The 13,574-nt window shown below is 42.6% G+C and carries 17 protein-coding genes; 11 read left to right on the top strand and 6 right to left on the bottom strand.

From position 1 onward, the window contains the following. Positions 1 to 49 precede the first annotated feature (49 nt). The 4 genes from murI (at position 50) to FTU79_RS02060 (ending at position 3,832) form a co-directional block, all read left to right on the top strand. Positions 50 to 937: a glutamate racemase gene (gene murI, locus FTU79_RS02045; RefSeq protein WP_168377950.1), complete on the top strand. Its 888-nt coding sequence runs from the start codon at positions 50 to 52 to the stop codon at positions 935 to 937. A gap of 122 nt (positions 938 to 1,059) precedes the next feature. Continuing rightward, a complete protein-coding gene (locus FTU79_RS02050; protein WP_180048797.1) occupies positions 1,060 to 2,088 on the top strand; it encodes a DUF4062 domain-containing protein in 1,029 nt (342 codons plus the stop codon). Positions 2,089 to 2,153: 65 nt separating this feature from the next. Continuing rightward, positions 2,154 to 3,167: a ferrochelatase gene (hemH, locus tag FTU79_RS02055; protein ID WP_180048798.1), complete on the top strand. Its 1,014-nt coding sequence runs from the start codon at positions 2,154 to 2,156 to the stop codon at positions 3,165 to 3,167. Between the two features lie 20 nt (positions 3,168 to 3,187). Next, positions 3,188 to 3,832, top strand: a complete 645-nt coding sequence (locus FTU79_RS02060) for an MBL fold metallo-hydrolase (protein ID WP_180048799.1) — start codon at positions 3,188 to 3,190, stop codon at positions 3,830 to 3,832. A gap of 86 nt (positions 3,833 to 3,918) precedes the next feature. On the opposite strand, the gene FTU79_RS02065 is transcribed toward FTU79_RS02060, so the two are convergent. Beyond that, positions 3,919 to 4,104 (bottom strand): DNA gyrase inhibitor YacG, encoded by a 186-nt coding sequence (locus FTU79_RS02065; protein ID WP_078189771.1) that lies wholly within the window; start codon positions 4,102 to 4,104, stop codon positions 3,919 to 3,921. A gap of 83 nt (positions 4,105 to 4,187) precedes the next feature. On the opposite strand from FTU79_RS02065, the gene FTU79_RS02070 reads away from it, so the two are divergent. The 3 genes from FTU79_RS02070 (at position 4,188) to FTU79_RS02080 (ending at position 6,534) form a co-directional block, all read left to right on the top strand. Further along, positions 4,188 to 4,838 (top strand): SAM-dependent methyltransferase, encoded by a 651-nt coding sequence (locus FTU79_RS02070; RefSeq protein ID WP_180002966.1) that lies wholly within the window; start codon positions 4,188 to 4,190, stop codon positions 4,836 to 4,838. Positions 4,839 to 4,844: 6 nt separating this feature from the next. Further along, complete coding sequence (locus tag FTU79_RS02075) at positions 4,845 to 6,050, top strand: TIGR03862 family flavoprotein (protein ID WP_180048800.1); 1,206 nt, start codon at positions 4,845 to 4,847, stop codon at positions 6,048 to 6,050. 73 nt (positions 6,051 to 6,123) lie between these two features. Beyond that, entirely contained in the window at positions 6,124 to 6,534 is a 411-nt protein-coding gene (locus FTU79_RS02080) for a GFA family protein (protein WP_180048801.1), read from the top strand. A gap of 127 nt (positions 6,535 to 6,661) precedes the next feature. Here the strand turns inward: FTU79_RS02080 and FTU79_RS02085 are convergent, their stop codons facing one another. After that, positions 6,662 to 7,237, bottom strand: a complete 576-nt coding sequence (locus FTU79_RS02085) for a hypothetical protein (RefSeq protein ID WP_168377944.1) — start codon at positions 7,235 to 7,237, stop codon at positions 6,662 to 6,664. 9 nt (positions 7,238 to 7,246) lie between these two features. Further along, positions 7,247 to 8,023, bottom strand: a complete 777-nt coding sequence (locus FTU79_RS02090) for a class I SAM-dependent methyltransferase (RefSeq protein ID WP_180002910.1) — start codon at positions 8,021 to 8,023, stop codon at positions 7,247 to 7,249. 116 nt (positions 8,024 to 8,139) lie between these two features. Between FTU79_RS02090 and FTU79_RS02095 the strand changes: the two genes are divergently transcribed. The 4 genes from FTU79_RS02095 to FTU79_RS02110 all read left to right on the top strand — a co-directional run bounded on the left by FTU79_RS02095 (position 8,140) and on the right by FTU79_RS02110 (position 11,260). Beyond that, on the top strand, positions 8,140 to 9,411 hold the full coding sequence (locus FTU79_RS02095; RefSeq protein WP_180048871.1) for an alpha/beta fold hydrolase: 1,272 nt from the start codon (positions 8,140 to 8,142) through the stop codon (positions 9,409 to 9,411). A gap of 124 nt (positions 9,412 to 9,535) precedes the next feature. Next, complete coding sequence (locus tag FTU79_RS02100) at positions 9,536 to 9,727, top strand: hypothetical protein (protein WP_180048802.1); 192 nt, start codon at positions 9,536 to 9,538, stop codon at positions 9,725 to 9,727. Positions 9,728 to 9,824: 97 nt separating this feature from the next. Beyond that, positions 9,825 to 10,778 carry a 2-hydroxyacid dehydrogenase gene (locus tag FTU79_RS02105; protein WP_180048803.1) on the top strand — a complete coding sequence of 318 codons (954 nt, stop codon included), beginning with the start codon at positions 9,825 to 9,827 and terminating at the stop codon, positions 10,776 to 10,778. A gap of 101 nt (positions 10,779 to 10,879) precedes the next feature. Beyond that, positions 10,880 to 11,260 carry a hypothetical protein gene (locus FTU79_RS02110; RefSeq protein ID WP_180048804.1) on the top strand — a complete coding sequence of 127 codons (381 nt, stop codon included), beginning with the start codon at positions 10,880 to 10,882 and terminating at the stop codon, positions 11,258 to 11,260. Positions 11,261 to 11,290: 30 nt separating this feature from the next. Here the strand turns inward: FTU79_RS02110 and FTU79_RS02115 are convergent, their stop codons facing one another. From FTU79_RS02115 to FTU79_RS02125, 3 genes are all read right to left on the bottom strand, one after another. Then, positions 11,291 to 11,800, bottom strand: coding sequence for a hypothetical protein (locus FTU79_RS02115; RefSeq protein ID WP_180048805.1), 510 nt, complete (start codon positions 11,798 to 11,800; stop codon positions 11,291 to 11,293). Between the two features lie 111 nt (positions 11,801 to 11,911). Continuing rightward, the gene (locus FTU79_RS02120) at positions 11,912 to 12,400 is read right to left on the bottom strand and encodes a hypothetical protein (protein WP_180021197.1); all 489 of its coding nucleotides are present in this window, start codon (positions 12,398 to 12,400) and stop codon (positions 11,912 to 11,914) included. Between the two features lie 262 nt (positions 12,401 to 12,662). Further along, on the bottom strand, positions 12,663 to 13,310 hold the full coding sequence (locus tag FTU79_RS02125) for a hypothetical protein (protein WP_180007117.1): 648 nt from the start codon (positions 13,308 to 13,310) through the stop codon (positions 12,663 to 12,665). Between the last annotated feature and the right edge of the window lie 264 nt (positions 13,311 to 13,574).

A 13,574-nucleotide genomic window follows, 5' to 3' on the forward strand; every position in this document is an offset into this window, starting at 1 on the left:
GGTTTAAGCTTTCCACCTTGTCATTCTGAATCTAAATTAAAGTGACCCTATGACCGCCATTCATCCCATTTACCCCTTAAATGTACCCATGCCAAAAGCGACTGCTGATGCGCCTATTGGGGTATTTGACTCAGGTATTGGTGGTTTGTCTGTTGCGTTGGAAATTGCACGTTATTTACCGAATGAACGGATTGTTTATTTTGCAGATACGGCACATGTCCCTTATGGCCCGCGTCAAGATCAGGACATCCGTGAACTGACTGCACATGCGATTGAGTGGTTATACCGTCAGGGGTGTAAAGTCGCGGTGGTGGCATGCAATACGGCATCGGCATTTAGTTTGGATTATTTGCGTGAACACTACGGTGAAAATTTTCCGATTATTGGCTTGGTTCCAGCCTTAAAACCTGCGGTATTACAGACCAAAAGTAAAACTGTGGCTGTCCTCGCAACGCCTGCGACTTTTCGGGGTAAATTAATCAAAGATGTCATGCAGCGATTTGCTGAACCTGCAGGGGTGCAAGTTTTGTCAGTGACTTCTTTGGAATTGGTGCCCTTTGTTGAAGCGGGGGCGCAAATGACTGAGCCTTGCCTGCAGACATTAACTGAGATATTACAGCCAGTTGTAGATGCAGGTGCAGATTATTTAGTGCTTGGATGTACGCATTACCCCTTCCTAAAATCGGCAATTCAGTATATTTTTGGTCAGAAGCTGACATTAATTGACTCGGGATTTGCGGTTGCACGACAAACAGCCCAAATTTTGATTAAAAATGAGTTATTATTTGAGCATAACCGCCAAGATTCACTGCGTATCGAATGTTATGTCAGTGGAAATAATGCGGAAAACTTAACACCTGTGGTAGCACGCTTAATTCAAGATGATCAAATCACTTGGAAAATCTGCAATATTCAGGCGGCAAGTTTAGAATTTTAATCATTGTGATTGAACGATTTTAGATAAAACAATTTAAATCTATTTGGGGTAGTCATGCTGTATGTTTCAGCAACCACTTTTTTGAGTGCTGGATATAGCGTGCAACGGGAAGAGGATCTCTAATGCTCGATAAGCGTTATCAAGTATTCATTTCCACATCTGGTAGCGAAATGCAGCCAGAACGGATCATTTTGGCTCAGACGCTTGTAGGAATGGGGTTTTTCTCATGGGGGCTAGAACAACGCACACCATTGAGCACTGCTTTTGCACGTCGTCAAATTGACGATTGTGACTATGTGATGATTTTATTGGGCAGTCAATACGGTGAGCAGTCTGTGTCTGGTGTGGGCTATATGCACCTTGAATACATCTATGCGGTGACCAAGCAAAAACCTGTCATTGTGTTTATGCATGATGATCCAGATTCACGTGATGATGCGTTACATGATGCTAAACCTGAACTTCGTGAAAAATTTAAAGAATTTAGAAAACTATTACAAAATGAAGTGGATCAAGTCTTTAGCTATCGAACCTTGCGTGATTTAGAAATGGCAGTGCGATTGAACATGCCGCAAATGCTAGAGCGCTATCCTGTTACAGGTTGGGTGCGCCCACAGAATACCCAAGCTTTGCATGATGAAATTGATCGCTTAAAAGCCCAGTTAGTTCAACTCGAAACAGAATCAGGAAAACGAGAAGTCGACCCATTCCTATCTTTACCAAAAGTGTCTATGCATGAAGTGTTCTCTTTTGAATATCGCATGCATGCCTATCAAGACGGCAATTTTAAAGAGCTGAAAGTTCAGAAAAAAATGACGTGGGCACAGTTGCTTTCGATTTTAGGTTCAACTTTTGTCAATCCGACCCCAGAAGAGTTTTTCTCTAAACGCATGAATGAATTTCTAAACGAAACAGGTTTGGAAGATGCCCGCGTTGAAATGCCTCGTGCGCATGCGGTTGCTCGTGCTCAGGTGAATATTCGGGCTTTGCATAGTATCAAGAGTCAAATGCGTCAAAATGATTGGATCATTCCAAATGGACGTGATGACCGTCAACGCATGTTGTGGCAAGTGACCTCGAAAGGTCAAAAACTACTGGAAAGTAATTTGTTGGATAATGATCGGGTTTTCCAATTTAAAACTGTATATTAATCTGTTTTATAAAATAGATAAAAAGCTGCTACATTAGCGTCATTCAAATTGATGGAAAAAGTGTAATGTTGTCTGCCGAAAAAGCTAAAGTCACCATTATTCTGGCGAACTTAGGCACGCCTGATGCGCCAACTGTGCCCGCAGTGCGTCGTTTTCTGCAACAGTTTTTGTCAGATCAGCGGGTGATTGAAATTCCAAAACCGATTTGGCAATTGATTTTGCGTTTGTTCATTTTGCCATTTCGACCAAAGCGTGTGGCGCATGCCTATGAAATGGTTTGGGGCAATGATTCGCCTATGCGTGAAATTTTATTTGAGCAAGTTGCCGCAGTAAAACAGCATCTCACAGCAAAATATCCAGAATTTGAACTGAATGTGATTCCGGCCATGACTTATGGTAATCCAGGGATTTCTACCGCTTTAGCGCAATTGGCTGAGCAGCCTCAAGACCACATTCTATTATTTCCGTTGTTTCCACAGTATTCAGCAACATCTACGGCACCTTTATACGATGCCATTGCTAAATGGATTCCACAGCAGCGTAATTTGCCGGGTCTGAGCATTATTCGTGATTACTATCAGCACCCGCTATTTATTCAAGCTTTAGCGCAAAGTGTGCGTGATTATCAAGCGGAGCATGGGGTCGCGGATAAGTTATTGATGTCTTTTCATGGCATTCCACAGCCTTATGCAGACAAGGGTGATCCCTATGCTGACCGTTGCCGTGTAACAGGACATTTAGTCGCGCAAGCGCTTGGTTTAACTGAAGATCAATATGAAATCAGTTTCCAATCGCGCTTTGGTAAGCAAGAATGGGTGAAACCTTATACTGATGCCACTTTGGACGCATGGGGCAAACAAGGCGTGAAATCGGTACAGGTTATGAGCCCTGCATTTTCAGCGGATTGTTTGGAAACGCTAGAAGAGTTGGCGCTGCAAAATGCTGAAATTTTCCAAGCTGCAGGCGGTGGTGAATATGGTTATATTCCTGCATTAAACGCGCGGGATGATCATGTCGCATTGCTCAATTTGTTACTTCAAGCTAATCTTGATGCCTTAAAGCAAACATTAGCCCATTAACGCCTTGAGGTTGTCGCCCTATGTTGCAAGTTAAAATCGTGCCCGTCACGGCATTTCAACAAAACTGTTCCATTGTTTGGGACTCTGAGTCGAAAGAAGCGGTCTTGATTGATGCAGGGGGAGAGCCGGAAAAATTAAAAGCCGAAGTTGAAGCGCTCGGTTTAACGGTCAAAGCCTTGTGGTTAACGCATGGCCATTTAGACCATGCAGGTGCGGTTGGGGCATTAACCCAAGCTTGGAATGTTCCAGTGATTGGCCCGCATAAAGAAGATGCGTTTTGGTTGGACATGATTCAGGAGGTTTCTGCGAAATACGGTTTCCCGATCCCTGAAAATGTCCATGTGACCCAATGGTTGGAAGGCGGCGAAACCTTGAAGCTGGGTGCAGAAGAGTTTGAAGTTCGTTTTGCACCGGGGCATACACCAGGTCATGTCATGTTCTATAACGCAAAATATGCCGTGCTTTGGACGGGGGATGTGTTATTTAAAGGCTCGATAGGCCGGACAGATTTTCCACGCGGTAACCATCAACAATTACTCGACTCCATTCAGCGTGAATGTTTTAGCTTGCCGGATGACACGCAGTTTATTTCAGGGCACGGTCCAATGAGTACCATTGGTTATGAAAAGCAGCACAATCCTTTTGTTGCGGGTAAAACCGGTTAAGCAATATGCTTTAACTGGATTCGTTAAAATAAAAAAAGGTCTACTAGGTTAGACCTTTTTTATATTTAAATCTGAGCTAAACGTATTTAGAATTGGTCTTCTTCACGGCCACCATCGGCCTGAGGTGCATCTTGTGTCGGCAGACGATATTCATCATTGGCCCATGCACCGAGATCAATCAATTTACAACGATCTGAGCAAAACGGGCGATATTCATTATTTTCCCAAGTCGTCAATGCGCCGCAGCGTGGACAATTCATGGTGGTGGGCATGCTTAACTCCAGCAAAAACGGATGATTCAATTAGGCAAATACAGTCGCAGTTGTTAGACTTATGCCGTTCTGTTTAGTTTGATCTGTTTATGCCTATTCGTCAATTTCAAGCGCAGCGTATGCGAGCTCCCCGTGATTTTCAGCCGATTGATTCCACGCCGATTTGTGTGGAAATTGGGGCTGGTAAAGGTAAACATGCATTATTGTTTTCAGCCAATCACCCTGAATTTCAATTGATTGCTGTTGAGCGGACACGTGAAAAATTTGTGGCAATGCAAAAGCAGCATCAACTTGAAGGGCAAAGCAATTTAGCTCCAATTCATGCTGATGCATTGCCTTGGGTAGTACATGCCTTACATCCTGCGCAAGTACAGCAATTCTTTATTTTGTATCCAAACCCTGAACCGCATAATCCTGCACAGCGCTGGTTAAATATGCCGTTTTTTGAATTTTTATTGTCGCGTTTGCAGCCGGGTGGTCAGATTACCTTGGCCAGTAATATTCCTGAATATATTGAGGAAGCGCAGCAGCAGTTAATCGATGTTTGGAAGCTACCTTTTGTCAAAGAACGCATTGCAGAGACTTCAGCACGTACACACTTTGAGATTAAATATCTAGAACGTGGTGAGTTGTGCCAACAATTATTGGTGACTAAACCCGCTGGCTATACCACACGTTTTGATGATTTTCAGCCGCTACAAGGCAAGCAACCCACCGAAGCATCTGCGGAATAATTGGGCATGACTCAGCGTATTGCAATCATTGGGGCAGGTCCTGCGGGATTGATGGCGGCGGAAGTGCTTAGCCAATTTGACTATGACATTCATGTTTATGAGCAAAAACCATCGGCAGCCCGTAAATTTTTAATGGCTGGCAAGACGGGGCTGAATATTTCGCATGCAGAACCCGTTGAACAATTTGTGCAGCGCTATGATCAAGTGGAATGGCTGAGCCCATGGGTTAAGCAGTGGGATGCAGCATGGATTCAACAGTGGATGATGGGGCTGGGCATTGAAACCTATATTGGTTCATCAGGTCGGGTCTTTCCTATTGAAATGAAAGCTGCGCCTTTGCTGCGAGCCTGGTTAAAACGTCTTAGTCTAGACGGGGTGCAGTTTCATTATCGACATCAAGTTTTGGACTTACAGTCCAATCAGCTAACGATTCAAAACCTTGTTGATGAATCAAGTCAAGTGCTTGGCTTTGATGCGATTATTATGGCATGTGGCGCAGTGTCTTGGTCACGTTTAGGCAGTGATGGCGCATGGCAAAAATGGCTGCAGCCTGAGAGCATTGAAACTTTTCAAGCCAGTAATGCTGGCGTGGAACGCGCTTGGTCGAAGTTTATGCAGCCTGTGTTTGGACAGCCCTTAAAGCGAGTCAATGCATGGGTCGATCAAGCCGAGCCGACCCAAGGCGATATCATCATTTCACACTATGGGCTGGAAAGTGGATTGATCTACAAACAAGGTCGAGCACTGCGTCAACAGGTGAAATCTGCTCAGCCCATGCAGCTGACTTTGGACCTATTGCCAGATCAATCTGTTGAGCAATTGGCAAAGAAACTACAGCCTTCGAAGAAGCAGTCTTTAACCAATGTTTGGCGTAAAGCCGGTTTAGATGCGGCGAAAGCTGCGCTGGTCCGTGAACTGGTGGATAAATCTTTTTGGCATGAGCCGGCCTTACTAGCAGCGAAAATTAAACATTTAGATATTCAACTTGACGGATTTCGCCCGATAGATGAGGCGATTAGCTGCGCAGGTGGTGTGAAGCGTTCAGTCCTAAATGATGGCTTACAATTGAAGAGCAATCCTGCAGTATTTGCTTGCGGTGAAATGTTGGATTGGGATGCGCCTACTGGAGGCTATTTACTAACAGCCTGCCTTGCAACCGGTCGAGCAGCGGGTGAAGGGGTTCAAAACTATCTGGTTTCTTTGCAGAACTAAGCGCTTCAAATTGTCACAATCTTGCTGAGGAGTTGTGATATTTTGAGATGAAATTCTTCTAAGAAAGACCACTATGCGCGTACAAGAACAATATACCGGAAGCTGCTTGTGTGGAGCGGTTTGTTATGAGATCAATGGTCCGGTCGGTGAGATCATGCAATGCCATTGTTCTCGGTGCCGCAAAGCCAATGGTACAGCATTTGCGACCAATGCCCCGATTGCTAAAGCAGATTTTAAAATTGTAGCCGGTGAGCAGTTTCTGAAACAGTATGCGTCTACCGCTACCACACAGCGCTGTTTTTGTAGTGAGTGTGGTTCGCCGATCATCAGTATAAAGGCTGAAACGCCTGATTATTACCGCTTACGTATAGGCACCTTAGATACACCTCTGACGCAGAAACCAACCTGTCATATCTTTGTCGCATCCAAAGCAGAATGGGATGATATCGCAGGTGATTTACCACAATATGCTGAACGACCATAGCGCAAATTAAGATTGAGCAATCACCTCAAGGGCATGAATTTGCCCTTGAGGTTGAGTTTTAAGCTCGTGTCACCTTCTCATTCATCCATGTTGAATTTGGGTGCATAGATTGCAACAGGGTGGATGATTAGGGTTGTCGAGTTTTTTGTAGTTCAGGATATTGTTCTTGCCAATGTCCCAATTGTTCTTGAGCATGAATAAACTGACCGAGACCTTTGACACTATCACTAGGATTTTTCAACTCACCATCGGCTGCTTGATTTTTCTCACGATAAATTTGTGATTGATTGTCCCAGTACTGATACATCAAGCCTTGAATATAACGGCCTTGCTCAGTTTTCATTTCGAGTTCTTTGAGCATATTCAGTGCTGACTGGATGTTGTCACGCTTACGCTGTGTAGCAAATTCATCAGTGAGTTTGCCTTCCTCACGCAGTTTCATCAGCTCATCTTCCATCTCATCGCTAATTTGACTAAAGCTCTCGTCATATTGCGTCAGAAGCGTGAGGTCGTGTAGATCATCTGGGGTCTTGGCAAAGTTTTTAATAGGATCACTATTCAGTTCTTTCATGATTTGATCATCGGAACTGATTTCACTATTTTGTTCCACCGTTTTTGATGATTTTTCACATGCAGTGAGTCCTAAGACTGTACCCATGAGGAAGATGACACTGAGTTTTTTTAAAGAGATTGGCAAGAGCATAATCGTGTCCTAATGTGTTTTTCTAAAGATATAGACATGCGTGATATAGGGAAAATCAATGAAATCCTGCGCAGTCTTTTGGGTTGATTCAGCCACGATATTTTCAAATTGTTGTTTCAGTTTTTGTTGTTCATCCAGGCTTAACGCTGCAATAAAACTGGTGGACAATAATCGTTTGGAAACCACGTGTTCCACTGTACCATGATGCAATTGTTGAAAGGTGGTTTCGGCAATTAATTTAAATTTTTGCTGCTGCTCAAACACTTTTTGCCATTGCCCACTATGATAACGTGGTGTGTCACCTTCGAGCTCACTCAAGACATCAGCGAGTTGTTTGACCCAATTGACTTGGATATCACGTTGGTTCCAAATCAATACAAGATCCCCATTGGGAACTAAGATACGACTGATTTCATTGAGGGTTTCAGGGGTGGCAAACCAATGAAAAGACTGGGCACAAAATACCGCTGCCACAGAATGATCATGCAGTGGAATCTGATCACTTTGGGCGGCTAAAGTTGCAATATGCGGATGTTTTTTCTGCAATTGTTGCAGCATTTCATGCACAGGTTCGATCGCGGTGATATTTTCACTGAGTGGGCGAATATACTCGAGAAATTTGCCTGTACCTGAGCCTAAGTCCACCAGATGGGCTTGAGGGGCTAAAGCTAAATGTTGTTGTAGCCACGCACTGATTTCAATCGGGTAGTCAGGGCGGGCTTGTTGATAGAGTTCAGCTGCAGAGCTAAAGCCTTGTTGTGCGGCAGGATGTATTGAATGTGTCATATTCTGCACTTTTTAATCTATATGGCCTCTATAAAATAGCATATTCGGAACAAGATAAACTTTGAATGCAACAAGGAAGGAAAAGCGTGACGCAACAAGGACTGGAGCAAAGTACAATGGAAAAGCACATCATTTTTGAAGATGATCAAATTCGTGTCATTTTTCAGCCTGGCAGTTCTCGTGAGCTTATTTTCTCCTTCGGTGATTTGATTACCCGCGCCAAGGGCTTGAGCATCAATGCCGAGAAGTCTTTGCAAAAATATGGTTTTAATGTGATCGGTGTGATGCCGAAACAAAAATCGTGGTTTCCAGCATCGTCAATGCAACCGATGTATCAAGCCATCAAGCCGATCCTAGAGCAATTTGAGATGCGTATTGCCTATGGTGGTTCCATGGGCGGCTATGCTGCCATTAAGTATGCCAATTTATTTGGTTTTCAGCGCGTGGTCAGTATGGTGTCGCAGTACTCCATAGACCCAGAAGACATTGTCGATACACGCTATGGCATGTTCTTTCAGCCCAATCTGCATGCCAATATGCGGGTGCTTGCTGAAGACGTATCGACTACACGTGAATATATCGTGGTGTATGATCCTTATTGTCCAGAAGATCGCGCACACTTTGAAAAACTACAGGCCTTAATTCCGCATGTGCATGTGTTACATCTGCCGTTTACAGGGCATGATGCCATTGCGGTATTGGCGAGTTCTGAACTGTTAAATGATTTCTTGAGACATCCTTTTGATGCGCCGTATTTTTATCAAAAAATGCGTCGGGTTAAGAAAAACAGCAAATTTTATTATCGAAAAGTTATCGAAAATTTACTGACTCGCCATCGAGATGCCTTGGGTGAAATTTTAAAAAGTAATTCGTTTCAGCTTGATCCACAATTTTTTGATGCCAAACAAAAGCAGACCTTATTACGAGTATTGTTTAATAACAAACAAGTCAGTGAGCAAGATCTGCAAAAGTTGGGGATCACAACTTTTGTGCCACAGGATAATCGTAACCTGTTACTCGACCAGTTTGATCATGGTTTAGTGTTTAACGTGATTAGCCAAAAAATTGAAAGCTATGCAGCCGGTGTGATTGCACTGAATCACAAGTTTTTGATCCCTTTGCAGCCGAAGGGCACAGGCCTGGTATACGTACAAGTCCAAGATGAGCGTTACATGGTGGTGATGAATGACCGTCAGGTAATGAAATTGGTCTTAGCTCAAGATGAGCTTGCGACAGGTATGCATCCGATTTTAATGCAGAAATATGTGGGCTATTACACGCTGAACTATAAAGAAATGCGTTTGAGTAGTGATGAATTCGGTCAAATCTTCTTTGTCGAAAATGCCGATGCATCTTGTCAGTTCGTGGTGCAACCCGAACAGATTTAAGCTCGACATTTAGTTGAAAATCCAAAGCTTGCTAATTTGTAGGAAGAGATTATGATGAGAGAAAGGCAGTATAAAAAACAATCATACTGCCCAAAACATCATAAGGAATATGAGGGGTATCAGTATGCATTCAACACAGATGCTTGCTGTATTATTCATCTTAGTGCTGACCATGGGTTCAGCCTATGCACAGGGGGTTAGTTCAAGCATACTGATTTTTAGCAGCAGTATGTTGTTACTTACGATACTGACCATTTATGTCATACTCAAAATTCAAAATTCACTGCAACATCATCTCGATAAACCCGCGAAATAGCGGGTTTTTTTATATGCTGTTCGATTGCACTTTGGTGCATCACAGGTTTTAATCATTCACAATCGAATCTTTATAATCGGCCAGAAGGGAAGCAGCCATGAAAGCGGTATTTCTAGATTATCAGTCTCTAGATAAACAGGACTTAGATTTTAGCGGACTAGAAGCACAGTTTGATGACTTGACGCTCTATCCCGCAACAACGGCTGCAGAGGTTACTCAGCGCATACAAGGGGCTGATGTGATTATCAGCAATAAAGTACACATCAATGCTGAGCACATGCAGCTCAATCCGCAATTAAAACTGATCTTGATTTCTGCTACTGGCACCAATAACGTTGACCTTGTACACGCACAGCAACAAGGCATCGTGGTGTGTAATTGCCAAGCTTATGGCACCGCTGCAGTCGCACAGCATACCTTGATGTTAATGTTGAACTTGGCGACATCATTTCGACAGTATGATCGGGCGGTCCAACAGGGAGATTGGCAAAAAGCGGATCAGTTCTGCTTACTAGATTTTCCAATTATTGAGCTGGCTGGTAAGACTTTGGGAATTGTCGGCTATGGTGAATTGGGGCAAGCCGTGGCCCATTTGGCTAAAGCTTTTGGCATGAAAATTATGATTGGTGCGCTACCGAATCGACCTATGGTGGCTGAGCGAGTGGGATTTTCTGAGATGTTAGCGCAGGTCGATTTTCTGAGTTTGCATTGCCCTTTAACTGATGAAACTCGTGATTTACTCAATCATGAAAGCTTGGCTCAAATGAAAGCATCGGCCTTTGTGATCAATTGCGCACGAGGTGGTGTGGTTAATGAATCGGCATTAGCCGAGGCATTAAAATCAGGAAAGATTGCAGGCGCAGCAACCGATGTCTTGACGGTTGAGCCACCCAAGCAGGGTAATGTGCTGCTCGACCCAAGTATTCCAAATTTAATCATTACCCCACATAGTGCATGGGGAAGCGTCGATGCGCGACAACGCATTGTGCAGCAATTGGTGGAAAATGTAGAAGCCTTTAAAGCGGGGATGGTCATTCGACAGGTGAATTAAAATCGAGTTTAAGGAACATTATTTTTGAACAATGCTCCATATAAATAGGGATGTCTATGCAGGTCGATCTTGCCAATAAAAAAAGTTTAAGATTATTTTGCATGCTGATTCTCTTTACCGCATGCATCACTTGGGCATGGTACAGTTATGTACTAAATATCAGTGAAAATTATTTATTGCAGAACCCTGATTTTGAAGTTCATAAATTCATGCCGACCTTACAAGTTGTGCTGGTTTCGGTATTTTTTATTGCGCATTTTATCTTAGCGCTTATTGATTTTTTAAATCGCTATTGGTACTGGGGGCTATGGCTTGTTGTAGTGCCTATTATTGTGGGACAGGTCTATTTTTCTGTCTTTGGAGAGGTTGCTCATATTGATCATTTATCAGTCTGGGGTGACTATCCATTTTGCCTGTTGATGCTTATTCAAATCTGTACAGCATTGTTTGTACGTAGGCGATATCTCAAGCCTACTACTTAATGCATTAATGCTTAATTTAATAGTTAAATTTCAGCATTTTTTCAAAAATTTAGCATTGAAATGATTTTTGATTTGCTCAAATTCAAGTTCAGTCTTGATACTGTTTGGCATCATGATTCGTAAATAACTTTTTTCGAGTTTAAAAGGCTCTTTGGTATTGGGTTCAGCGTAAAAGCCACCGTTTGGATAAGTCAGATATGTTTCATAGGCACGTATAATCTGACCTTTGTGAAAATAATAACTTGTTAGGCTTTGATAGGATTCACCAAAAACATAGAGGTTTATTTTGCATTGACCATCAAGTTGATACAACGTCGCTTCATTGCCTTCAGTCGATTTGTATTCTTCGTCATCTAGCATCTCTAAGGTTTGTAATAATTTACCTTCGGCATCATGGTTATATTGGTATGAATCGTACAATTGGGGAAAAATAGTCTGCAACTGTGGATAACTTTTCAACAATTGTGGAAAACGTTGCAAGCCAATCACAGAGCCAACGTAGAGCAGAATACCAAGCAAGATACCAAATAAAATTCGCATTTTTTTCTCATTAATTCATTGTTTTTATAGGCATAGGCCAAAGACCAAAAGCATTCAATTTTGGTTTTAAAAAAGCCCAACCAAAGTTGAGCTTTTAAATGTGGTGTTAAATTATAAATCAGTCACTGGATACGTCGTAGACGTCGAACTCGATGGATAACTACTTTGTGGATATTGATTGTTATTTTGTCCCGCATTGTTGCTTGGAGCCGTATTGATCGTATTGCCTGAAGACGGTTCACTCAACGACTGTTGGCTAATGGGCGCAGGTTGGCTAGTTTTACCTGTAATATTTTCACGGGTTTGTTTCAATTTTTCATTGACGTTTTGAGTGGCTTGCTGTGCGCCCTGATCAACCTGTTGCACTGTATTTTGAGTAGCAGTTTTCGTATTGTCCCAAGCTTGGTCAACCGAAGGCTTAATTTTAGAAATTCCACGTTCAGTCATTTCACCAATATTTTTAGCAGCACCGACCACGCCTTCTTGGGCTTTATAGGCCCACACATGCAATAAATTTGGATTATCGCCATAAGGGCTCACAGGCTTTTTCGCTTGTTGCTCAGTACTTTGCGCTGCTGTTTTTTCTTGTGCCCAAAGCATGGGTGTCGTGAATATTAAGCTTAGGCATAACGTTGCTTTTAATGAAATTTTCACAGCTTCACCTCTGAATTTTATAGATTTTCTATCTGATGAACGGTTTTAACGCATTATAGGAAAAATTGCAGCGAAAAAAACCTGCCGTAGCAAAATCAATACAGCAAATGACAGCTTTGTACACGTTTGTATTTTGCCTAGGGTAAAAAAAAGGCCCACTGAAGGGTGAGCCTACTCTCTGGAGGAGAGGGTATGAAAGCCAGTTTATTTATTTGTGAGCACCTAAGCTGGCTTCATGTGAGCTATGGACTTCAGCTTGTGCGACAGGCGTTTGCAACTGTACATTGCTACTGCCACTCACATTAGCTTCTTGACCTTTTTGGAAATTCGCTTTGGTTTGTTGCCATTTTTCACTGGCAAATTGGCGACCTTCCTGAGCTTTTTCACCTAAATAACTCTTGGTTTGATTAACTTTGTTGTCGACATTGCTTTTACGTTCATCGAGTTTTGCTTTGTCTTTTGCAGCTTTTTCATCGAGCTGTGCTTTGCGCTCATCAAGCTTAGCTTTATTTTGCTCAGCCTTGGCATCGATCTTGGCTTTCGCTGCATCTGACTTTTCATCTTTAGACTGTTTTAGGTCAGCCCATTTATTTTTTGCATCTTGCTTTTTGTCAGCACTGAATTCTTTGGTGTCTTGCCACTTTTCTTGGGTGAATGTTTTGGTCTTATCGACGCCTTTTTCAATTTTGTCACCGGCTGTATGCGCAGACTGATTAATGTCTTGTTTTAGATTTTGCAGTACAGACGGTTGCTGTGTTTCAACTTTCGCATTGGCTTCTACTGCGGTGTTCGCAAATAGTGGGGTGCTTGCGAATAATGCTGCGGTGATCAGTGTTGTTTTAAATAAAGGTTTCATCTTTGCAATTGTCCTCTTTTATTGAACGCTGCTGTTGCACTCAGCATTTGCGCTTTTGGAGCAGAGGACATCTTAAGAGTAAAAAAAAGCAAAAAGTGGTTTTGTGCGATAAGTCACACAATGCAATAACAGCTCAGATACGCGGAAGTTTGAAGTGTGGAAACATGGTTAAGTTAATGCATTATTGTAATTTTATGAAAATACAGTGGCTTATATGTGTTTTGAGCGTTGCTGTGGTGTGGTTCTAGTTACGATTTTCATGAT

The organism is Acinetobacter sp. YH12144 (assembly GCF_013418345.1).
GTDB lineage: Bacteria > Pseudomonadota > Gammaproteobacteria > Pseudomonadales > Moraxellaceae > Acinetobacter > Acinetobacter amyesii.